Annotated in this window: 18 protein-coding genes and 2 pseudogenes; 12 read left to right on the top strand and 8 right to left on the bottom strand. The window is 73.8% G+C overall.

The annotated features are described in order from the left end of the window. Positions 1-36 precede the first annotated feature (36 nt). The 3 genes from lysX to GA0070624_RS32620 are packed head-to-tail and all read left to right on the top strand — an operon-like array spanning position 37 to position 4,586. The gene (gene lysX, locus GA0070624_RS32630; RefSeq protein ID WP_425413531.1) at positions 37-3,693 is read left to right on the top strand and encodes a bifunctional lysylphosphatidylglycerol synthetase/lysine--tRNA ligase LysX; all 3,657 of its coding nucleotides are present in this window, start codon (positions 37-39) and stop codon (positions 3,691-3,693) included. Beyond that, positions 3,690-4,391, top strand: coding sequence for a DUF998 domain-containing protein (locus tag GA0070624_RS32625; RefSeq protein WP_091347387.1), 702 nt, complete (start codon positions 3,690-3,692; stop codon positions 4,389-4,391). Before lysX ends, GA0070624_RS32625 begins: the two co-directional genes overlap by 4 nt. Positions 4,392-4,400: 9 nt before the next feature. After that, positions 4,401-4,586 (top strand): hypothetical protein, encoded by a 186-nt coding sequence (locus tag GA0070624_RS32620; protein ID WP_091347385.1) that lies wholly within the window; start codon positions 4,401-4,403, stop codon positions 4,584-4,586. 79 nt (positions 4,587-4,665) lie between these two features. Here the strand turns inward: GA0070624_RS32620 and GA0070624_RS32615 are convergent, their stop codons facing one another. Then, positions 4,666-5,337, bottom strand: a complete 672-nt coding sequence (locus GA0070624_RS32615) for a DedA family protein (RefSeq protein ID WP_091347384.1) — start codon at positions 5,335-5,337, stop codon at positions 4,666-4,668. A gap of 168 nt (positions 5,338-5,505) precedes the next feature. Between GA0070624_RS32615 and GA0070624_RS32610 the strand changes: the two genes are divergently transcribed. Continuing rightward, positions 5,506-7,158 carry an alpha-amylase family protein gene (locus GA0070624_RS32610; RefSeq protein WP_091347382.1) on the top strand — a complete coding sequence of 551 codons (1,653 nt, stop codon included), beginning with the start codon at positions 5,506-5,508 and terminating at the stop codon, positions 7,156-7,158. Positions 7,159-7,219: 61 nt separating this feature from the next. Beyond that, positions 7,220-7,978 carry a 3-oxoacyl-ACP reductase FabG gene (gene fabG, locus GA0070624_RS32605; RefSeq protein ID WP_091347380.1) on the top strand — a complete coding sequence of 253 codons (759 nt, stop codon included), beginning with the start codon at positions 7,220-7,222 and terminating at the stop codon, positions 7,976-7,978. Here the strand turns inward: fabG and GA0070624_RS32600 are convergent. Together GA0070624_RS32600 and GA0070624_RS32595 are read right to left on the bottom strand one after the other, a co-directional pair. After that, positions 7,951-8,437, bottom strand: a pseudogene (locus GA0070624_RS32600) (hypothetical protein). The gene fabG and the pseudogene GA0070624_RS32600 sit on opposite strands and share 28 nt — an antisense overlap. Further along, on the bottom strand, positions 8,430-8,825 hold the full coding sequence (locus GA0070624_RS32595; RefSeq protein ID WP_425413530.1) for a hypothetical protein: 396 nt from the start codon (positions 8,823-8,825) through the stop codon (positions 8,430-8,432). The pseudogene GA0070624_RS32600 and the gene GA0070624_RS32595 overlap by 8 nt, the downstream one beginning before the upstream one ends. Positions 8,826-9,051: 226 nt before the next feature. Here GA0070624_RS32595 and GA0070624_RS32590 point away from each other — a divergent pair, with 226 nt between their 5' ends. Then, positions 9,052-9,951, top strand: coding sequence for a Gfo/Idh/MocA family protein (locus GA0070624_RS32590; RefSeq protein ID WP_176732082.1), 900 nt, complete (start codon positions 9,052-9,054; stop codon positions 9,949-9,951). A 6-nt stretch (positions 9,952-9,957) separates the two neighbouring features. Then, positions 9,958-10,152 (top strand): annotated as a pseudogene (locus tag GA0070624_RS32585) (ErmE/ErmH/ErmO/ErmR family 23S rRNA (adenine(2058)-N(6))-methyltransferase); the annotation flags it as partial. A 59-nt stretch (positions 10,153-10,211) separates the two neighbouring features. Here GA0070624_RS32585 and GA0070624_RS32580 read toward each other — a convergent pair. Continuing rightward, positions 10,212-10,403, bottom strand: coding sequence for a DUF2795 domain-containing protein (locus tag GA0070624_RS32580; protein ID WP_091347374.1), 192 nt, complete (start codon positions 10,401-10,403; stop codon positions 10,212-10,214). A gap of 71 nt (positions 10,404-10,474) precedes the next feature. Between GA0070624_RS32580 and GA0070624_RS32575 the strand changes: the two genes are divergently transcribed. After that, complete coding sequence (locus GA0070624_RS32575; protein ID WP_091347372.1) at positions 10,475-11,731, top strand: erythromycin esterase family protein; 1,257 nt, start codon at positions 10,475-10,477, stop codon at positions 11,729-11,731. A gap of 17 nt (positions 11,732-11,748) precedes the next feature. On the opposite strand, the gene GA0070624_RS32570 is transcribed toward GA0070624_RS32575, so the two are convergent. From GA0070624_RS32570 to GA0070624_RS32560, 3 genes are all read right to left on the bottom strand, one after another. Then, the gene (locus GA0070624_RS32570) at positions 11,749-13,923 is read right to left on the bottom strand and encodes an MMPL family transporter (RefSeq protein ID WP_091347370.1); all 2,175 of its coding nucleotides are present in this window, start codon (positions 13,921-13,923) and stop codon (positions 11,749-11,751) included. A 29-nt stretch (positions 13,924-13,952) separates the two neighbouring features. Continuing rightward, positions 13,953-14,498 carry a TetR/AcrR family transcriptional regulator gene (locus tag GA0070624_RS32565; RefSeq protein WP_091350314.1) on the bottom strand — a complete coding sequence of 182 codons (546 nt, stop codon included), beginning with the start codon at positions 14,496-14,498 and terminating at the stop codon, positions 13,953-13,955. Positions 14,499-14,578: 80 nt separating this feature from the next. Beyond that, on the bottom strand, positions 14,579-14,974 hold the full coding sequence (locus GA0070624_RS32560; RefSeq protein WP_091347368.1) for a winged helix-turn-helix transcriptional regulator: 396 nt from the start codon (positions 14,972-14,974) through the stop codon (positions 14,579-14,581). Between the two features lie 78 nt (positions 14,975-15,052). Here GA0070624_RS32560 and GA0070624_RS32555 point away from each other — a divergent pair, with 78 nt between their 5' ends. Beyond that, positions 15,053-16,495 (top strand): MFS transporter, encoded by a 1,443-nt coding sequence (locus GA0070624_RS32555; protein ID WP_091347366.1) that lies wholly within the window; start codon positions 15,053-15,055, stop codon positions 16,493-16,495. A gap of 192 nt (positions 16,496-16,687) precedes the next feature. Here the strand turns inward: GA0070624_RS32555 and pdxR are convergent, their stop codons facing one another. Next, complete coding sequence (gene pdxR, locus GA0070624_RS32550) at positions 16,688-18,106, bottom strand: MocR-like pyridoxine biosynthesis transcription factor PdxR (RefSeq protein ID WP_091347364.1); 1,419 nt, start codon at positions 18,104-18,106, stop codon at positions 16,688-16,690. Between the two features lie 52 nt (positions 18,107-18,158). Between pdxR and GA0070624_RS32545 the strand changes: the two genes are divergently transcribed. The 3 genes from GA0070624_RS32545 to ligD are packed head-to-tail and all read left to right on the top strand — an operon-like array spanning position 18,159 to position 20,436. After that, complete coding sequence (locus GA0070624_RS32545) at positions 18,159-18,941, top strand: isocitrate lyase/PEP mutase family protein (protein ID WP_091347361.1); 783 nt, start codon at positions 18,159-18,161, stop codon at positions 18,939-18,941. Then, positions 18,938-19,417 carry a cupin domain-containing protein gene (locus tag GA0070624_RS32540; RefSeq protein WP_091347359.1) on the top strand — a complete coding sequence of 160 codons (480 nt, stop codon included), beginning with the start codon at positions 18,938-18,940 and terminating at the stop codon, positions 19,415-19,417. The genes GA0070624_RS32545 and GA0070624_RS32540 overlap by 4 nt, the downstream gene beginning before the upstream one ends. A gap of 59 nt (positions 19,418-19,476) precedes the next feature. Continuing rightward, positions 19,477-20,436 carry a non-homologous end-joining DNA ligase gene (ligD, locus tag GA0070624_RS32535; RefSeq protein ID WP_091347357.1) on the top strand — a complete coding sequence of 320 codons (960 nt, stop codon included), beginning with the start codon at positions 19,477-19,479 and terminating at the stop codon, positions 20,434-20,436. Positions 20,437-20,477: the final 41 nt, after the last annotated feature.

Below are 20,477 nucleotides of genomic sequence, written 5' to 3'. Positions count from 1 at the left end.
TCGCCCACCACCGTCGCTCGTACCGCCCGCGGTGCCGTGCCGCGTCGCCGACCGCCCACTACCCACCGTGTCGCTGCGCGGAAACGCCACCACGGCGTGTCGCCGGCGCGGCGGGCCGCCGCTCCGGTACCCGCTCTTTCAGCGAAAGAGTTGGCATCGACTTCAGCGAAAGAGTTGGCGTCGACGCGGAATGACGCCTCTTTCCGCGAAACTGCGCGCTGCCGTTCGGGTACCTGCTGGCCGGCATCGTGCTGGCGGCCTGGATGGGGGGTCTTCCGGCGGTCGGCGGGTGGGTGGCCTGGCTACGATTGGCCGGTTGACGCCTGCGGCGTTGCCGCTGGCAGCGAGGGAGGCCGCGTGACCCCGACCACCGTGTCGCGGACGGTGCGGGACGCCCGGCGGGCTGGCCGGGACTGGCGACGCCAGGTGCCCCGGGCCTTCGCCACCCTGCTCTGGGTGATCGCCGTGGTCTGCGCGCTGGCCGCGCTGAGCAGCGCGGTCCGCTCCGAATTCCAGCCGGTCCGGACCGCGATCGACACGCTGCTGCTGCCGGCGCCGGCAAACCTGGCGTACGCGGTCTTCATCGGCACCCTCGCCTCGGCGGTGCTGCGCCGCAAGCGGCTCGCGTACTGGGTGCTGGTCGCCTATTTCAGTCTCATCCTGGCCGTCGGCGTGCTCGCCGGGGTCCTGCTGCTGGTGATCGGCGCGAACCGGCTCAACGACGACGCCGGCCGGCGGCTGTTCAGCACCCTGGACACGGTCGGGGTGTGGGTTGGCATCGCCTTCGCCGCGGGGGCGCTGGCCCTGCTGATCGCCGCTCGGCGGGAGTTCTACGCCCGGGTCCGCAGCGGCAGCACGTGGCGGGCGCTGGGCGTGTTCTTCGGGCTGGCGGCGGTCTCGGTCGGGCTCGGCTACCTGCTGCTCCTCGTCGAGCCGGGCAGCCTGCGTACCTGGCCGGACCGGCTCGGCTACGCCGTCGAGAAGGTGTTCGGTGGCGCCATCACGCTGGACCTGACGCGGCAGGGCCAGGCGCCGGGTTGGGTCAACCTGCTGCTCGGCGGCTTCGGCGCGATCGCCTTCGTGGCCGGCCTGTTCACCCTGCTTCGCTCGCAGCGGGCCGCCGCGGTGCTGCACCCGGACGAGGAGGAGCGGATCCGGGAGCTGCTGGCGCGGCACGGTGGGCGGGACTCGCTCGGCTACTTCGCCACCCGCCGCGACAAGGCCGCGATCTTCTCGGCCAGCGGAAAGGCGGCGATCACCTATCGGGTGGTCAACGGGGTCAGCCTGGCCAGCGGGGATCCGATCGGTGACCCCGAGGCGTGGGGGCCGGCCATCGAGGCATGGCTCGGCCAGGCCCGCGAGTACGCCTGGACCCCGGCGGTGATGGGCGCCAGCGAGGCCGCGGCACGCGCGTATCACCGGCACGGGCTCAAGGTGCTGCACCTGGGCGACGAGGCGATCCTGCTGACCCGCGAGTTCGATCTGGACGGCCGGGACATGCGCCCGGTCCGCCAGGCGGTGCACCGGGTGGAGCGGGCTGGGTACACCGCCCGGGTGCGCCGGCACGCGGAGATTTCGCCGGCGGAGCTGTCCCGGCTGGCCGAGCTGGCCACCGCCTGGCGGGACACCGACCACGAGCGGGGCTTCTCGATGGCGCTGGGCCGCCTCGGCGATCCGGTCGACGGCGACTGCGTGCTGGTCGACGCCCGGGACGGCGCCGGTCGGGTGCGGGCGCTTCTCTCGCTGAGCCCCTGGGGCGCGGACGGGCTGTCGCTGGACCTGATGCGCCGGGACCGGACCGCCGACAACGGCGTCATGGAGTTCATGGTCGCCACCCTGCTGGGGGCCGGGCCCCGGCTCGGCGTCGAGCGGGTGTCGCTGAACTTCGCGGTGTTCCGGTCGGTCTTCGAGCAGGGTGCCCGGATCGGTGCCGGCCCGATCATCCGGCTCTGGCGGCACACCCTGCTCTTCTTCTCCCGCTGGTGGCAGCTGGAGTCGCTCTACCTCTCCAACGCCAAGTACCAGCCGCACTGGACCCCGCGTTACCTCTGCTTCGCGGAGCGCCGGGAGCTGGCCCGGGTCGGGATCGCGGCGGCGGTCGCCGAGGGCTTCGTCGCCCTGCCCGGCGGCCGGCCCACCCCGCTACGCGGCGTGCCGCCGGCCGGTGGCGGGGTCGGCTTCGTGCCGCCGGCCGCCGCGGCGGTCCGGGCCGTGCCGCCGGAGCCGGCCGGGGTGCACCGGACGGAGCAGAACCGGGTACGCCTGGCGAAGCTGGACCGGCTGCGCGCCGAGGGAGTCGACCCGTACCCGGTCGGCTATCCGCGTACCGAGAGCTGTGCCGCGGTGCGCGAACGGCACGCCGGGCTGGCGCCGGACACCGGGACCGGAGAGACCGTCTCGGTGGCCGGGCGCGTGCTGCTGGTCCGCGACCACGGCGGCGTCTGCTTCGCCACCGTCCGGGACGGCAGCGGAGACCTGCAACTCATGCTGGAGCACGACCTGGCCCGCTGGCGGGCCACCGTCGACATCGGCGACCACGTCGGCGCGACCGGCGAGGTGTACGCGACCCGGCACGGCGAGGTGTCGGTGCAGGTGGCCGACTGGCGGCTGACCGCCAAGTGCCTGCGCCCGCTGCCGGACAAGCACCACGGGCTGGCCGACCCGGAGGCCCGGGTCCGGCAGCGCTACCTCGACCTGGCCATCAGCACCGAGGCGCGCGAGCTGCTGCGGGCCCGCGGCGCCGCCCTGCACAGCCTGCGGCAGTCCCTGGTCGCCCGCGGTTTCCTCGAGGTGGAGACGCCGATCCTGCAACGGGTGCACGGCGGGGCGAACGCCCGCCCGTTCGTCACCCACAGCAACGAGTACGACCTGCGGCTGCACCTGCGCATCGCGCCCGAGCTCTACCTCAAGCGGCTGGCCGTGGGCGGGGTGGAGCGGGTGTACGAGCTGGGCCGGGCGTTCCGCAACGAGGGCGTCGACCACAGCCACAACCCGGAGTTCACCATGCTGGAGGCGTACCAGGCGTACGCGGACTACCACGACATGCGGGAGTTGGCCCGGGAACTCATCGTCGCGGCGGCCGTGGCGGTGCACGGCGCACCGGTGACCCGCTGGCCGGGCACCGGCGAAATCGTGGACATCGGCGGCGAGTGGCCGGTGCGGACGGTCAACGAGGCGATCTCCGCCGCGCTGGGCGAGGAGGTCACCGCCGACACCGAGGTGGCGACGCTGCGCAAGCTCTGCGACGCCGCCGGGGTGCCGTACGACCCGCATTGGGAGCGCGGCGCGGTGCTGTTGGAGCTCTACGAACGGCTGGTCGAGGCGCGGACCGACGGGCCGACGTTCTACCTGGACTTTCCCACCGACGTGTCGCCGCTGACCCGGCCGCACCGGGCCGACCCGCGGCTGGCCGAGCGGTGGGATCTGGTGGCGTTCGGGATGGAGCTGGGCACGGCGTACTCGGAGCTGGTCGACCCGACCGAGCAGCGGCGGCGGCTCACCGAGCAGTCGCTGAAGGCGGCCGGCGGCGACCCGGAGGCGATGGAGCTGGACGAGGAGTTCCTCACCGCGCTGGAGTACGCCATGCCGCCCACCGGCGGTCTGGGCCTCGGCGTGGACCGGCTGGTGATGCTGCTGACCGGCCGGTCGATCCGGGAGACGCTGCCCTTCCCGCTGGTCCGCGAGTCCTCGTGAGTCGGCTGGGGGCGGCCCGGGCACTGCCGGCGGTGGCGCTCGGGCTGGCCGCCGTCCTCTACGCGTCGTGGCTGCTCGGGCCGCTGCTCAACCCGTCGCTCGGCCTCCTCGACGGGTACGCCAGCGAGCTGGCCGCCCGGGACCAGCCGTACCACCTGGTCTTCCGCCTGGCCGACCTGGTCACCGGGGTGCTCGCCGCGGCGACCGGGGTGGCGCTGGCCCGGCGCGCCCGGGGCTGGTTACGGCGGGCCTGGTGGGGGCTGATCGCGTTCGGCGTGATGACCGGCCTGGACGGCACGGTGACCTCGCTGGACTGCGCCACCACGACCGACGTTCGCTGCGGGCGGCTGGAGGAGCTGGGCGAGCTGTCGCTGCGCCACGCGGCGCACAAGTTCACCTCGTCGCTCGCGATCGCCGGCGTCGTGCTCTCGCTGCTCGCCCTGCTGGCGGCCCTGCGTGGCGCGCGGTTCCGGTGGGGGCTGCTGGTGGCCGCGGTGCTCCTGGTCGGCACGGCCGGCACGATGGCCGAGGCGGTCCGTCCCGACGCGCTGCTCGGCGCCTGGCAGCGGGTCCAGCTGCTCGGCGTCTCCGGCTGGCTGCTCCTCGCCGCCGCCGTCGCCCGCCCGCCGCGATCCGGGACGGACCCGCCACCGGGTGCCGGCGTGACGACGGCCGCCGGGCGTGACACCGGGTCCTAGGCTGGCGCCGTGCCGGGGTTGTTGATGGCGGGGACGTGGGCGTACGCGCTCATCCAGCTCACCGTGGCGGCCGACCGCCCGGTCGAGCTGCTCGCCGGCGCGGCGGTCGCCGCCGCGTTGCTCCTCGCCACCCTGCTCCCGCTCGGGTCGCGGGCGACCCCCGGCGCGCCGGCAGCCGTGCCCCGTTCTTGTTGATCGGCGCCGCTGAGACGGAAGCCGGGCTCCCTCCTGATCGGCCCGGGCACAGGAGGGAGCCCGGCGGCGACCGTCGCGGTCAGCGGCCGGCGCTCACCGACTCCCGGTCGCGCCGCGCGCGGCGCCGGCGTACCTTCTTGGTCGCCCAGCTCACGATCATGATCCCGAAGACCAGGAAGATCGTGTAGTTGAACCAGCTGCTGTACCTGTCGACCTGCTGCCAGCGGCAACCCAGGGCGAAGCCGAGCCCGACGATCAGTGCGTTCCAGACTCCACTGCCGATCGTGGTGAGCAGCAGGAACTCGCCCAGCGGCATCCGGTTCGCGCCGGCCGGGACGGAGACCAGGCTGCGGACCACCGGCACCACGCGGCCGATCAGCACGGCCCACCTGCCGTGCCGCTCGAACCAGCGGTCCGCCTTCTCCAGGTCGTCCCGGTCCACCAGGGGGATGTGGTCCAGCCACCGCTTCAGCCGCTCCTCACCGAGCGCGGCGCCGAGCCAGTAGAGCACCAGCGCGCCGAGCAGGGAGCCGGCCGTGGCGGCGAGGACGATCAGCACCACGTGGAACCGGCCCTCGGCGGAGAGGTATCCGGCCATCGCCAGCACGATCTCGCTCGGGATGGGCGGGATGATGCTCTCCAGGGCGACCAGCAGGGCCACCCCGAGCGCGCCCATCGAGTCGATGACGCCGGCCACCCACCCGGTCAGCCCGCTGAACTGGTTCGGGTCGACGTTCTGGGCGAGAGCCATGGGGGTCCTTCCGCGAGCTGCCGGGGATCGGAGAGTGGTACCCGAGCGCTCCCGGGTCACACCTGCCGGTGGCCCGCCCCACTGATCACCGGATCACCCCGTCGGGTTCAAATCCGCCTCGTCCGGCCCGGGTTTGCCGAAATGGCGGATCGGAGAAGTAAACCGGGCATGGGTGACAGGTGGTACCAGGAGGCGGTCGTCTACTGCCTCGACATCGACACGTACGCGGACTCGGACGGCGACGGGGTGGGCGACATCCGCGGCCTGATCGGCCGGCTCGACTATCTCGCCCGGCTCGGCGTGACCTGCCTCTGGCTGCACCCGATCCACCCGTCCCCGGGCAGGGACGACGGCTATGACGCCACCGACTTCTACAACGTGAACCCCCGCCTGGGCACCCTTGGCGACTTCGCGGAGCTGTTGCACCAGGCCAAGAACCGGGGCATCCGGGTGATCATGGACCTGGTGGTCAACCACACCTCCGACGAGCACCCGTGGTTCCAGTCCGCCCGCTCGTCGCCCGACTCGCCGTACCGGGACTGCTACGTCTGGTCCGATGAGGAGCCGCCGGACCGCCACCAGGGCATGGTCTTTCCCGGCGAGCAGAACGAGACCTGGAGTTACGACCGGACCGCCAAGGCCTGGTACTACCACCGGTTCTACGACTTCCAGCCCGACCTCAACATGGCGAACCCGAAGGTCCGCGAAGAGGTCAAGAAGATCATGTCGTTCTGGCTCCAGCTCGGCGTCTCCGGCTTCCGGATGGACGCGGTGCCGTTCATCATCGAGCTGACCGAGCCGGGCAACTCGAACTCCCCGAAGGACATGGAGTTCCTCACCGAGCTGCGGCAGCACGTCCAGTGGCGCAAGGGGGACGCCATCCTGCTGGCCGAGGCGAACGTCGAGCCGGACCAGCTCCCGGTCTACTTCGGCGACAGCGGCGGGTCGGCGAACCGGATCCACATGCTCTTCGACTTCATGCTCAACGGGCGGCTGATGCTGGCCCTGGCGAGGCAGGACCCGGAACCGGTGATCGAGGCACTGCGGGACACCCCGGCACTGCCGCCGGGCGGGCAGTGGGCCACCTTCCTGCGCAACCACGACGAGATCGACCTGTCCCGGTTGACCGCCGAGCAGCGCAACCAGGTGTACGAGCAGTTCGGCCCCGACGAGGACATGCGCCTCTACGGGCGGGGCATCCGCCGCCGGCTCGCCTCCATGCTCGGCAACGACCGGCGGCGCATCGAGCTGGCGTACGCGCTGCAGTTCTCGCTGCGCGGCACGCCGGTGCTGCGGTACGGCGAGGAGATCGGCATGGGCGAAGACCTGTCGCTGCCCGGCCGGGAGGCGATCCGTACCCCGATGCAGTGGTCGTACAAGCCGAACGCCGGCTTCTCCACAGCGGACCCGGAGAAGCTGGTCCGCCCGGTGATCGACCGGGGTGAGTTCAGCTACGAGACGGTCAACGTGACCGCCCAGCGCCGCGACCCGAGGTCGCTGCTGGCCTGGTTCGAGCGGATGATCCGAACGCTGCGGGAGGCTCCGGAGGTCGGCTCCGGCTCGACCACCCACATCGACGTGCCGATGCCGCCCGGGGTGCTCGCGCACCGCGCCGACGGCCCGACCGGGACGATGGTCTTCCTGCACAACCTGGGGAACGAGGACGCCGAGGTCGACCTGAGCATGCTCCAGCCGGAGGCGGACCTGCCGATCGACGTCCTCTCCGACCGGGGCTACGGCGAGGTGGGCAAGCTGGACAGCCTGAAGCTGGCCGGCTACGGCTACCGCTGGATCCGCCTCTGCCGGGGGCAGGCCGTCTGACGCCGTACATCTGGTGGCGTTAAGCTCCTTCGATCGAGCCACAAGTTACCGGGAGGTAATCATGTCGGAGGAGCCCCGCGTCGCCATCGTGACCGGAGCCGCGCGCGGCATCGGCGCGGCCACCGCCCGCCGGCTGGCCGCCGACGGCATGGCCGTCGCCGTCGTCGACATCGAGGAGTCGGCCAGCAAGGAGACTGTGGACGCGATCGTCGCGGCGGGCGGCCGGGCACTCGGGGTCGGCGCCGACGTCTCCGACCGGGCCCAGGTGGAGGCGGCCGTCGAGCGGGTCGCCGCCGAGCTGGGCGCACCGACCGTGCTGGTCAACAACGCCGGCGTGCTCCGGGACAATCTGTTGTTCAAGATGACCGACGCGGACTGGGACACGGTGATGGGAGTGCACCTGCGCGGCGCGTTCCTGTTCAGCCAGGCCGCCCAGAAGCACATGGTCGAGCGGAAGTGGGGCCGGATCGTCAACCTCTCCAGCACCTCGGCGCTGGGCAACCGGGGCCAGGCGAACTACTCGGCCGCCAAGGCGGGGCTACAGGGCTTCACCAAGACCCTCGCCATCGAGCTGGGCCCGTTCGGGGTGACCGTCAACGCGGTCGCGCCGGGCTTCATCGTCACCGACATGACCGCGGCCACCGCCGCCCGGATGAAGGTCGACTTCGAGGCGCTGCAGCAGCATGCGGCCGCCGAGATCCCGGTCCGCCGGACCGGCCGGCCGGAGGACGTCGCGCACACCATCTCGTTCCTGGTCAGCGAGGGCGCGTCCTTCGTCTCCGGCCAGATCGTCTACGTCGCCGGCGGCCCCAAGGACTGACCGCTCGCCGCGTCCCGCCCGACACCGCGCGGGCGGGACGCGTCAGGGCGTGTCGTTGCGGGTGCGCCAGAGCCAGAACAGGCCGAGCACCGGAAGCACCAGCGGGATGTAGCCGTACCCGCTGCCGAACTCGGACCAGACCGTCTCGTCGGGGAAGAGCGCCTTGTCGGCCAGGCTGAGGATGCCGACCGTGACCACCCCGATCAGCTCCACCGAGCAGCAGACCAGGGCCACCCGCCGCCCGGCGTGACCGGCCCGGGCCAGCCCGACCGCCGCCACGATGTAGATCAGCGCCGCCACCGCGGAGAGCAGGTACGCCACCGGCGCCTCGGCGAACTTGGTGGCGATCTGCAGCCCGGCCCGCGAGGTCGCCGCGATCGCGAAGAGGATGTAGACCGCGATCAGCAGCCGTCCCGGGCCCCTGTTGGTGGCGCGTTCGGGCGCCCGCGTCTCAACCACCGAGGACCTCCCAGGTCTGCTGGAGCCGGACCACCACGACCGGCGTCACCAGGCACACCGCGCAGACGATCGCCGATCCCCACCGGGTCGGCTCCATCCGGGCCAGCACCCAGGCCAGCGGCGGCAGACAGACCAGTGTCACCAGGTAGCCGAAGAAGGCGCCGGGCTCGCCCGGCCGTTCGCCGCCACCGAGCGCGACCAGCGCCGCCACGGCCAGCGCGAGCAGCCCGACCTCCAGCACGGCCAGGCCGACGAACTGGATGCGGTCCGGCGGCCGGTGCCGCACCGCCGCCACGAGCGCCCACACCGCGAGTACGAGCGACAGCACGATCGATGCCGTCGCGAGGATCCCGTCCACCGGCGAGCCGGCTGAGGCTGCGCTGGTCATCGACGGCATCCGGTCGGAGTCTCGGTCACCGGCACAGCCTACTAACCGACGTAGTACTCACTGGCGCCCCGGTGGCCGCGCCGGCGTGGCCATGCGCGACCGGTCGGGTCGGGCGGCGGTGGCGGAGGGCTGGTCGGCCGCGTCGGCTGCACCGGGCGGGCGGGGAGACTAGCGTGGATCACGGCCACGGGTCGCCGTGGCGAAACGACGACAGCGGGAGTACCTCGTGCTGCGGTTCGGCTTGTTCGGCACCGGTCACTGGGCGGCGGAGACGCACGCGGCGGCCATCGACGCGCACCCGCGGGCCGAGCTGGCCGGGGTGTGGGGGCGCAGCCCGGAGAAGGTGGCCGAGCTGGCCGCCCGGCACGGGGTCCCAGCCTTCGACGACGTCGACGCGTTGATCGGCGCCTGCGACGCGATCGCGGTCGCGCTGCCGCCGGACATCCAGGCGGACATCGCCGTCCGGGCCGCCATGGCCGGCCGGCACCTGCTGCTGGACAAGCCGCTGGCGCTGAGCCTCGCCGACGCCGACCGGGTGGTCGCCGCCGCCGAGCGGTCCGGCGTCGCCTCGATCGTCTTCTTCACCGGCCGTTTCGAGTCGAACGTCGCGAGCCTTCTCGCCGCCACCGCCGCAGCCGGCGGATGGCACACCGCCAAGGCCGTGCGGTTCGCGTCGATCTTCCAACCCGGCAGCCCATACGGGGACTCGCCCTGGCGCCGCAAGCACGGCGCCCTCTGGGACATCGGCCCGCACGCTCTGTCGATCATCCTGCCGGTGCTCGGCCGGGTGACCCGGGTGGCCGCGATGGACGGCCCGCGCGGCCTCGTCCACCTGCTGCTGACCCACGACGGGGGTGCGACCAGCAGTGTCTCGCTCACCCTGGACGCGCCGCCCGAGGCCATGGCCCGCGAGTTCGTCTTCTACGGGGAGAACGGCATCGAGAGCGTGCCGCCCGGCGACGGCAGTGCGATCACCTCGTTCGGCGCCGCCATCGACCAGCTGCTGGAGGAGGTCGACGCCGGTACCCGGGACCACCGGTGCGACGTCCGCTTCGGCCGGGAGGTGGTCGCCGTGCTCGAGGCCGCCGAGACCGCCCGCGCCGAGGGCCGCACCGTCGACCTCTGAGCCCGCGGTCGGTGGAGCCGGCTGACCGTGCTGACCTGGCCGGAGTACGCCTGGCGGTTCGCCGGCCGGGTGCCCCGGACCGCGTTCCGCCCGGCGCCCCGGGTGGCCGCCGCCCTGCGCGCCACCCGCCTCACCGCCGGCACCCTCGCCGGCGAGGTCTGGCCCGAGCAGTGGGTCACCCTCTTCCGCCTCCTGCGGTGAGCAGGAGACCGCGTCCGGGTGCGGCGGCGACCGATGGCAGGAGGTGGCCGCACTGCTGATCAGGCGAGGCTGCTCAACGCCTCGCTCAGCTCGGCCGGGGAGTGGAACTCCTCCGCCGGCAGCGCCTTCAGCATCTGCAAAACGTCGGTGCTGACCCCGTTCTCCTGGCCCCAGCGGACCAGATCCTCCCGCGAGACCGGGTAGTCGAGCCCGGCCAGGTACTCCTGCAACTCCACACCGGTGATGGTCATGCCGGTCGGCTACCCGCTCAGCCGGCCCGCACACCCCGGTTTGCCCGCGCGGGTCCCGGGTAGCCGCGGGCATGCTGGCTCAGCGGCTCGGTGCGCCGAGCGACTTCGACCCGTTGCTGGAGCGCGTCCGGGACGCCCGGATCGTGATGATCGGCGAGGCGACGCACGGCAGCTACGACTACTACCGCCTGCGCGAGCAGCTCACCCGGCGGCTCATCGCCGAGCAGGGCTTCTCCTTCGTCGCGGTGGAGGGGGACTGGCCGGACTGCGATCGGGTGCACCGTTCGGTGACCGACGCCCCGGGCGGCCTTCCCGACCCCCAGACCGCGCTGGAACGCTTCGAACGCTGGCCCACCTGGATGTGGGCGAACGCCGAGGTGTCGCGCTTCTGCCGGTGGCTGCGCGCCTGGAACCTGGAGCGGCCCGAGGACCGCCGCGCCGGCTTCCACGGGCTGGACGTCTACAGCCTCTGGGAGTCGATGCAGGCGATCTTCGACTACCTGGGGGAGGAGGACCCGGCCTCGCTGGAGGCGGCGCAGGAGGCGTACCGCTGTTTCGAGCCGTACGGCAAGCGGGTCGAGGAGTACGCGATGGCCAGCCGGTTCGTCTCCGCCCGGTGCGAGGAGGAGGTGGTGCGCCTGTTGACGCGTACCCGGGAACAGGCCGCCGCCGACGGTCCGGACCGCTTCTCGGCCTGGCAGAACGCGGAGGTGGTGGCCGGCGCGGAGCGGTACTACCGGACGATGGTCCGGGGCGGCCCGGAGTCGTGGAACGTCCGGGACACCCACATGGCGGACACCCTGGACCGGCTGCTGGACTTCTACGGCCCGGACGCCCGCGGGATCGTCTGGGCGCACAACACGCACGTGGGGGACGCCGGGGCCACCGACATGGCCCGCGAGGGGATGATCAACATCGGCCAGCTGGGCCGGGAACGGCACGGCCGGGACGCGGTGGTGCTGGTCGGCTTCGGCAGCTACCGGGGGACGGTGATCGCCGCGCCGCGCTGGGGCTCGCCGGCCGAGGCGATGGTGGTGCCGCCGGGCCGGCCGGGCTCGGTGGAGCGGCGGCTGCACGAGCTGATGCCGGAGCGGGCCGTGCTGGTGTTCGGGGGGCCGGACGAGCCGGAGTGGGTCACCGAGACGTGCGACCACCGGGCGATCGGGGTGGTCTACGACCCGAGCTTCGAGTCCTGGGGCAACTACGTGCCGACCAGGCTGGGCGAGCGCTACGACGCCTTCATCTGGTGCGACGAGGCCACCGCCCTGCACCCCCTACCCGCCCTCACCACGCCCGGCGAGATGGAGACCTACCCGGCCGGCGTGTAACCGGCCGGGCAGGTCTGTCACGCGTTGGCGGGGGCCTTCTCGGCGAGGTGGGTGCGAAGGCCTTCGCCCTCGACGTCGACATTGGGCAGGACTCTGTCGAGCCAGCGAGGGAGCCACCAGGCGGCGGTGTTGAGCAGCGACATCACCGCCGGGACGATGGTCATCCGGACCACGAAGGCGTCGATGGCGACCCCGACGGCGAGGGCGAAGCCCATCGACTTGATCACCGGGTCGTCCAGGAAGACGAAGCCGCTGAAGACCGAGATCATGATCAGTGCGGCGGCGGTGACCACGCGGGCGCCGTGGCCCATGCCGTTGATGGTCGCCTGCCGGGCGGTGTCGCCGTGCACGAAGTCCTCCCGCATCCGCGAGACCAGGAAGACCTCGTAGTCCATCGCCAGGCCGAAGAGGATGCCGATGAGCAGGATCGGCAGGAAGCTGATCAGCGGACCCGGGGTGTCCAGCCCGACCAGGTCGGCCAGGTGCCCCTGCTGGAACACCGCGACGGTGATGCCGAAGGTGGCCGCCACGGTCAGCAGGAAGCCCAGCGCCGCCTTGACCGGCACCAGGATCGAGCGGAAGACGAGCATCAGCAGCAGGATCGACAGCCCGACGACCAGCAGCAGGTAGACCGGGAGCGCGTCGGAGAGCTTCTCCGACACGTCGATGCCGATCGCGGTCACGCCGGTGAGCAGCACGTCCGCACCGTTGATCCCGGCGACCTGGCTTCGGATGTCGTGCACCAGCGTCTCGGTGGCCGCGTCGGTCGGGCCGGTCTTCGGGATGACGCCGAGCAGGGCGGTGCGCCCGGTCGGGTCGGTCTGCGGCGGGGCCACCGCAAGGACGTTGTCGGTCCGCTGGATCAGCGCGGTGACCTGCGGGACGGCGGCCTGGGTAGCCTGCGGCGTGTCGGCGGTGACGACCACCGCGAGGCGGCCGGTGAAGCCGGGGCCGAAACCCTCGCGGATCAGGTCGTTGCTGACCCGGGCCGGGGTGCCCTCCGGCGCGGTGCCGGCGTCGGGCAGCGCGAGCCGCATGTCCTGGGCGGGAAGCGCGAGCAGCCCGAGGCCGAGCAGCCCGACCAGGATCACCGGCACCCGGAGCCGGGTCACCCAATGCGCCCAGCGGAAACCGAAGCCGGAGCGGTCCTCCGAGCCGGCGGTCTCGACCGGCTCGCGCCGGCGCAGCCTGCGCGGGAGCACTTTCCGGCCGGCGAAGCCGAGCAGGGCCGGCGCGAGGGTGATGGCGACCAGCACGGCGACGGTCACCGTGCCCGCGGCGGCCAGACCCATCACGGTCAGGAACGGGATGTCCACCACCGCCAGGCCGGCGAGGGCGATCACCACGGTGGCGCCGGCGAAGACCACGGCGGAGCCGGCCGTGCCGACCGCCCGGCCGACCGCCTCCTCCGGCGACAGCCCGGCGAGCAGGTTCTGTCGGTGCCGGGAGGTGATGAAGAGCGAGTAGTCGATGCCGACGGCCAGGCCGAGCATCAGGGCCAGGATCGGCGCGCTGCTGGTCAGCTCCACCGCGCCGCTGAGCGCGTACAGGCCGGCCATGCCGACGCCGACGCCGATCAGCGCGTTCAGCATGGTCATCCCGGCCGCGACCAGCGAGCCGAAGGTGACGATCAGGACGATCGCGGCGACCAGCACGCCGAGCGCCTCGGTGGAGCCGACCTCCGGCTCCGCGTTGAGCACCTCGCCGCCGGGGGCGATCTGCCAGCCCTGCGCCTCGGCCTGCGCGCCGACCTTCTCGTACGCGGCGCGCTGGTCGTCGGTCACCTCGTCGGCGCGTCCGGCGAACTGCACCTGGATCAGGGCGTACCGGCCGTTCGGGGAGAGGGCCTTGACCTGGTACGGGTCGACCGCCCCGACCACGCCGGGCAGGGTGGCCGCCTGCTGGGTCACCTGCCCGACCAACGCCTGCCCCTGCGGGGTGCGGAGTTGGCCGTCCCGCGGTGCCTTGACGGCGATCGTGCCGGTGGCTCCGCTGGCCGCCGGGAACCGCTCGGCGAGCAGGTCGAGCGCGCGCTGCGACTCGGTGCCGGGCATGGTGAAGTTGCTCGCCGTCGGACCCTTCAGGGTCGCCGCGGCGAAGCCGAGCCCGACGAGTACGACGAGCCAGATGGCGACGACGAGTCGCCGGCGGCGCAACGAGGCCCGGCCGAGCCGGTACAGCAGGGTCGCCATGAGGTTCCTGTCCTCTCCGCTGGTGGGAGTCAGTCGGTCGGTTCGAGGGCCCGGCGGGCGACGGCGAGCAGCGCGGGCCGCAGTTCCTCGTCGGGGACGTCGGCGAACTCCGCGCAGGCCTCGGCGATCCCGGCGAGGACGACCAGCGCGGCGATCCGCGCGGCGGGACGGTCGGAGTGGCCGGCGAACGCGGCGATCAGCCGCTCGGAGATCTGCTGGATGTGCGCGAAGGCGGGCTGCTGGAGCAGGTCGGCGAACTCGCCGCGAAGCAGCGCGATCTCCCGCCGGAAGCGGACCGCGAGGTCGACGAAGCCCTCGGCCGCGACCCGCTGGGCGTCCGGGCCGGTGTGCCCGGCCATTCGCTCGTCGAGCGCCTGGAACACCGCGATGGCCGGGGCCATCAACTCGGCGAGCAGGGTCTCCTTGTTGGCGAAGTGGTAGAGCACCGCGGCCTTGGAACAGCCCACCTCGCGGGCGATGTCCTGCAACGAGGTGCCCTTGTAGCCGGTGACGGCGAACCGCCGCGCCGCCGCGGCGAGGATCTCGCCGTGGGTCTCCGGTACCGCTCGTGCCATGCCCACCAGCATGCCTGACCGATCGGTCAGCACCTGACCGATCGGTCAAACGGATTGCGTGGCTTTCGCCACAGCCACGCTCACTCGGCCGGGGCGCCGTGCTCCCGGTCGTACGCGGCCCGAGCGTCGGTGATCGCCGTCCGGTGCCGTTCCGCCCAGGCGGTGAGCGCGACCAGCGACTCGTAGAGCTCCAGCGCCATCGGGGTGGCGGTGTACTCGACCTTGGGCGGCACGGTCGGGTAGACCCGCCGGTGCAGCAGGCCGTCGCGCTCCAGATTGCGCAGGGTCAGGGTGAGCATCCGCCGGCTGATCCCCTCGACCTGCCGTTCCAACTCGGTGAAGCGGACCGGGCCCTGGGAGGCGGCCACCAGGATGCCGATGCTCCACTTGCCGCCCACCCGGTCGAGCGCCTCGCGGACGGTGCACGCGCGGGCCTGCCCGGCCGCGACGGACACACAGCTGTTCCCCTGGGACATGAAAGTGCCTCCTTCCGCTCCGCCTCATGGTCACAGACGATGGCCTCAGTTACAAACCGTGCACCAAGGAGGCATTCGATGACGGGGACCAACCGCTGGCCGGCTCTGCTGGTGCTCTGCGCGGGCAGCCTGATGATCATTCTGGACGGCAGCATCGTCGCGGTGGCGCTGCCGGCGGTCCAGCGCGACCTCGGCTTCTCCGCCGCCGGCCTGGCCTGGGTGGTGAACGCGTACCTGGTCGCCTTCGGCGGCCTGCTCCTGCTGGCCGGTCGGCTCGGCGACCTGCTCGGCCGGCGGCGGGTCTTCCTCGCCGGGGTCGCCCTGTTCACCCTGGCCTCGCTGCTCTGCGCGGTGGCGGCCGGGCCGGCCACGCTGGTCGTGGCCCGCTTCGCCCAGGGCGTCGGCGGGGCGCTCGCCACCGCGGTCAGCCTCGGCATGATCGTCCGGCTCTTCCCCGAGCCGGCCGAACGGGCCCGGGCGATCGCCGTGTTCAGCTTCACCGGGGCGGCGGGCGCCTCGACCGGCCTGCTGGTCGGGGGAGTGCTCACCGACCTGGCCGGCTGGCGGGCGATCTTCCTGATCAACCTGCCGATCGGGGCGGTGATCGTGACCGCCGCCGTACGCCGGATCGCGCCGGACCCCGGCGTCGGCCTGCGGGCCGGTCTGGACCTGCCCGGCGCGGTGCTGGTCACCGCCGGTCTGATGGCCGCCGTGGTGGCCATCGTCGGCACCGGGGAGCACGGCTGGACCTCGGTCCGCACCCTCGGCGCGGCCGGGCTCGCCGTGCTGCTGCTCGCCGGCTTCGCGGCCCGGCAGCGCGCCGCCGCCACGCCGCTGCTGCCGCCCCGGGTACTTCGGGCGCCCGGCCTGGTCGCCGCCAACACCGTGCAGTTGCTCATGGTGGCCGCCTACTTCGGCTTCCAGTTCCTGCTCGCGCTGCACCTGCAGCTCGTCCTCGGCATGGACCCGGCGACCACCGGTTTCGCCTTCCTGCCCACCCCGCTGGTGATCGCGGCCGTGTCGCTCGGGCTGGTCGGGCGGCTGGTCGCCCGGTTCGGCGCCCGGGCCGTGCTGCTCAGCGGGCTGGCGCTCGCCGTGGCCGGTTTCCTGCTGCTGGCCCGGATGCCGGTCGACGCCGGCTACTCCACCGACCTGCTGCCGGCCATGCTGGTCTTCGGCGTCGCAGGTGGGCTGACCCTGCCCGCGGTGACCACCCTCGCCATGGCCGGCGCGCGGCCCGCCGACGCCGGGCTCGCCTCCGGGCTGGCGAACACCACCCAGCAGGTCGGCGGGGCGCTCGGGCTGGCCGCGCTCGCCACCCTGGCCGCCAGCCGCACCGACGCGCTGCGTGCCGCCGGCGCCGACCAGGTCGCCGCCCTCGCCGCCGGCTACCGGATCGCGTTCACGGTGGCCGCCGCGCTGGTCACCGCCGCCCTGCTGGTCGCCGCGGCGACGCTGCGCAGCCGGCCCGTTCGCCAGCCCGCGCCGGTCGGAGCGGCGGAGACCGCACGCGCCCGCTGACCCGTGCCGGCCGCCGGGCCGGAGACGGCCCGCGCCCGCTGACTCCGGGGGAATCCGTGCTGCCGCCCGGCACGGGCCGACGGCGCTCGTGGGTGCCACGCCGACGGGGACGGCGCTCGGGCGGGCGAGCGCGTCCGTCGGGCTTTCAAAGGCCCGCCGCACCCGGGCACGTGCCGCCGGGCGAGGACGCCGTCAGGGCCGGCGGCCGGCGGTACCCAGCACCCGGGCCAGGATGTCCAGGGCGACCGGGTACGTGTGCGACGGCGGCCGGCCGTACCCGACCACCAGGCCCGGCGGGTGCTCTCCCGGCCCGTGCCAGTGGCCGCCCAGCCCGCCCAGGGCGAGCCCCCGCGCGGCCGCCGCCGCCAGGATCTCCGCCTCGGTCGGCCCGTCCGGCGGGAGGCGGACGGTGGCGTGCAGGCCGGCGGAGACGCCGCCCAGCGTGAACCGCCCGCCCCGGCCCGGGTCCAGCCGGTCGAGCAGCAGGTCCCGCCGCTGCCGGTAGCGGCGCCGGACGGTGCGGATCTGCCGGTCGTAGGCATGGGTGGTGATCAGGTCGGCCAGGGCGAGCTGCCCGATGGCCTCGGTGTGCAGGTCGAGGTGGCGCTTGGCCTCCACCACCGGCTCGACCAGCCGGGCGGGCAGCACCAGCCAGGCCAACCGCAGCGCCGGGCCGAGCGTCTTGGCGGCCGTGCCGACGTAGGCCACCTGCTCCGGCGCGGTGCCCTGGACCGCGCCCACCGGCTGGCGGTCGTACCGGAACTCGCCGTCGTAGTCGTCCTCCACGACCAGCCCGTCCGTCGCCCGGGCCCAGTCGGTCAGCGCGTGGCGGCGCGCCGGGTGCAGGGTCACCCCGGTCGGGAACTGGTGGGCCGGGGTCACCACCGCCGCCGCAACCTCGGCGAGCTGCCCGGCACCGAGCAGGTCGGCCCGGGCGCCCCGGTCGTCGACCGGCAACGGCAGCACGGCCCCGCCGTGGCGGCGGACCACCTCCCGGTGGAAGGCGAGCCCCGGGTCCTCCATCGCGATCCTCGGCGTGCCGGCGTCCCGGAGCACGGTGGTGAGCAGGACCAGCGCCTGGACGTACCCGGTGGTGACCACGATCCGCTCCGGGTCGGCCAGCACGCCTCGGGCCCGACCGAGGTAGCCGGCGAGCGCGGCGCGCAGCTCGGGCCGCCCGCGCGGGTCGCCGTAGTCGTAGGCGCCGGCCGGTGCGGCGGCGAGCGCCCGCCGGGTGGCCCGCAGCCAGGCGGTGACCGGGAAGGCGCCGACGTCGGGGCTACCCGCCCGGAGGTCGTACCGGAGCGGGGTGGCGGCGGGCGGCGACGCGGCGGGCGGCGGGGCGGCCCGGCGCAGCGGGCTGACCTCGGTGCCGGCCCCGATCCGGGCCACCAGCCAGCCCTCGGCGACCAGTTGGTCGTAGGCGGCACTGACCGTGCCCCGGGAGAGGCCCAGCTCGGCGGCGAGCGTGCGGGTGGCGGGCAGCCGGGTCGACGGCGGCAGCCGGCCGTCCCGGATCGCGTCCCGCAGGGCCCGTTCCAGCCCGGCCCGCCGGCCACCGCTCGCGTCCAGCTCCAGGTGCAGGTCGACGCCGAAATCGGCCCAGTCCATCGGCACGGAATTGGAGCTTAGGGTGGGTCATCGACATCGGCAGAATCGGTCCATGACCGAACTGACCCTCGCCGACCGGGCCGCCGCGCTGCGGGCGCTGCACCGGCCCGGTGACCCGCTGATCCTGCCCAACGCCTGGGACGCCGGGTCCGCCCGGTCCGTCGCCACCGCCGGCTTCCCGGCCGTCGCCACCAGCAGCGGCGCCGTCGCCGAGGCGCTCGGCCACGCCGACGGCGAGGCCACGCCGGTGGGCGAGATGTTCGACGCGGTCACCCGGATCGCCGCCGCCGTCGCGGTCCCGGTCACCGCCGACCTGGAACGCGGGTACGGGCTGCGCCCGGCCGAACTGGTCGAGCGGCTGCTGGCCACCGGGGCGGTCGGCTGCAACATCGAGGACTCCGACCCGCGTACCGGTGAGCTGGTGGACGTCGAGGAGCAGGTCGACCTGCTCGCCGGGATCCGGGCCGCGGCCCGCGGCGCCGACCTGGTGCTCAACGCCCGGGTGGACGTCTTCCTGCGCGCCGCCGGCCCGCCCGAGGAGCGCCTCGCCGAGGCGGTACGCCGGGCGCGGCGCTACCTGGCGGCCGGCGCGGACTGCGTGTACCCGATCATGCTGGCCGACCCGGCGGCGATCCGCGCCCTGGTCACCGAGGTGGACGCCCCGGTCAACGTGCTGGCCCGCCCCGGCGCGCCGGGCCTGGCCGAGCTGGCCGGGCTCGGGGTGGCCCGGATCAGCTTCGGCTCGGGGCTGTACGCGGCCGCCCGGGCCCGTACCGTCGAGATGCTCGCCGCGATCCGGTCGGGTGACGAGGCGTTCGGAGAGGGGGCACGGTGACCTACCCACCGCCGCGCTATTCCGGGCAGCGGGGCGAGCCGACCGCCACCTACCGGCCGGCCGACCACCCACCGGAGCTGGTCTATCCCACCGGCGGTACGGCGCACTACCTGGCGACCGGCGCGTCGACCAACGGGCAGTTCGGGCTCTACCGGTGGGAGATGGGGCCCCAACCGAGCGGCCCGGAGCCGCACTTCCACCGGTCCATCTCGGAGTCGTTCTTCATCCTGGCCGGAACGGTGCGCATCTACGACGGCCGGCGGTGGATCGACACGGTGCCCGGCGACTTCGTGCACGTCCCGGAGGGCGGCGTCCACGCGTTCCGCAACGAGTCCGGCGAGCCGGCCTCGATGCTGCTGCACTTCGCCCCCGGGGCGCCGCGGGAGGGATACTTCGAGGGCCTGCTCGACCTGGCCGGGAAGGGCGAGGAGGAGCGGACCGAGTTCTTCCTGCGGCACGACACGTTCTGGGTCTGACCGCCTCGCGGCCGACGTGTCGGGTTGCCCCGGTCGCGGCCTGCCGGGAAGGTGAGCGGATGGGTAGCGCTGAGGAGACCCGGGACGGGGTGTCGCTGACCAACCTCGACCAACCGCTCTTCGACGGAGCCGGGGCGACCAAGCGGGACCTGGTCGACTACCTCGACGCCGTCCGCGAGCGGATCCTGCCGCAGCTGCGGGACCGGCCGCTCTCGGTGATCCGGGTGCTGCGCGGTCAAGACCCGTTCATGCAGAAGAACCTGCCGAGGTACACCCCCGAGTGGGTGCGCCGCACGTCGGTCTGGGCCGAGGCGTCGCACCGCCAGATCTCGTACGCGCTCTGCAACGACCGCCGGACCCTGCTCTGGTTCGCCAACCAGCGGGCGGTGGAGTACCACCCCACCTTGAGCACCGTCGACCGCCCGCAGCACCCGACTCACCTGGTGCTCGACCTGGATCCGCCGGAGGGCGACTCGTTCCGGATGGCCGTCCGGGCCGCGCTGCTGGTCCGGCAGGCGCTCGCCGACGTCGGGCTGACCGGGGCGGTGAAGACCAGCGGCGCGAAGGGGGTGCACGTGGTGGTGCCGGTCGACGCGGCGGCCACCGCCGAGGAGATGGCGGCCGCCACCCGGGCGCTGGCCGCCCGGGCGGAACGGCTCGACCCGGCGCTCGCCACCACCGCGTTCATCCGGGAGGACCGGGGCGGCCGGGTCTTCGTCGACTCCACCCGCGCGTACGGGGCGACCGTGGTGGCCGTGTACAGCCCGCGGGTGCGGCCGGGCACGCCGGTGTCGTACCCGGTGGGCTGGGACGACCTGGCGGCGGTGACGCCGGCCGACTTCACCGTGCGCAGCGTCCCGGCACTGGTCGCCGACCGGGACCCGTGGGTGGAGCTGCTGCCGGCGCCGCAGCACCTGCCGGCGGACCTGGTCGCCGAGGGGCGGACCATTCCCGTGGCCCGGGTGCAGGCCATGCACGAGGGCAAGCGCCGGGCCAGGGCGCGCCGCGAGGCGGGCTGACGGGGGCCCGTCGTGCGGCGGGGCCTTCTGTGCGCCGGGCT

The organism is Micromonospora rhizosphaerae, assembly GCF_900091465.1.
GTDB lineage: Bacteria > Actinomycetota > Actinomycetes > Mycobacteriales > Micromonosporaceae > Micromonospora > Micromonospora rhizosphaerae.
Note: the sequence above shows the minus strand (reverse complement) of the source record. Positions and strands in the feature narration are given on the sequence as shown.

Bases quoted from the DNA above. Each gene is read 5' to 3' on its own strand.
- GA0070624_RS32615 (WP_091347384.1), bottom strand. From the start codon at position 5,337: ATGGCTCTCGCCCAGAACGTCGACCCGAACCAGTTCAGCGGGCTGACC.
- GA0070624_RS32610 (WP_091347382.1), top strand. From the start codon at position 5,506: ATGGGTGACAGGTGGTACCAGGAGGCGGTCGTCTACTGCCTCGACATC.
- fabG (WP_091347380.1), top strand. From the start codon at position 7,220: ATGTCGGAGGAGCCCCGCGTCGCCATCGTGACCGGAGCCGCGCGCGGC.
- GA0070624_RS32595 (WP_425413530.1), bottom strand. From the start codon at position 8,825: ATGACCAGCGCAGCCTCAGCCGGCTCGCCGGTGGACGGGATCCTCGCG.
- GA0070624_RS32580 (WP_091347374.1), bottom strand. From the start codon at position 10,403: ATGACCATCACCGGTGTGGAGTTGCAGGAGTACCTGGCCGGGCTCGAC.
- GA0070624_RS32575 (WP_091347372.1), top strand. From the start codon at position 10,475: ATGCTGGCTCAGCGGCTCGGTGCGCCGAGCGACTTCGACCCGTTGCTG.
- GA0070624_RS32570 (WP_091347370.1), bottom strand. From the start codon at position 13,923: ATGGCGACCCTGCTGTACCGGCTCGGCCGGGCCTCGTTGCGCCGCCGG.
- GA0070624_RS32565 (WP_091350314.1), bottom strand. From the start codon at position 14,498: ATGGCACGAGCGGTACCGGAGACCCACGGCGAGATCCTCGCCGCGGCG.
- GA0070624_RS32560 (WP_091347368.1), bottom strand. From the start codon at position 14,974: ATGTCCCAGGGGAACAGCTGTGTGTCCGTCGCGGCCGGGCAGGCCCGC.
- GA0070624_RS32555 (WP_091347366.1), top strand. From the start codon at position 15,053: ATGACGGGGACCAACCGCTGGCCGGCTCTGCTGGTGCTCTGCGCGGGC.
- pdxR (WP_091347364.1), bottom strand. From the start codon at position 18,106: ATGGACTGGGCCGATTTCGGCGTCGACCTGCACCTGGAGCTGGACGCG.
- GA0070624_RS32545 (WP_091347361.1), top strand. From the start codon at position 18,159: ATGACCGAACTGACCCTCGCCGACCGGGCCGCCGCGCTGCGGGCGCTG.
- ligD (WP_091347357.1), top strand. From the start codon at position 19,477: ATGGGTAGCGCTGAGGAGACCCGGGACGGGGTGTCGCTGACCAACCTC.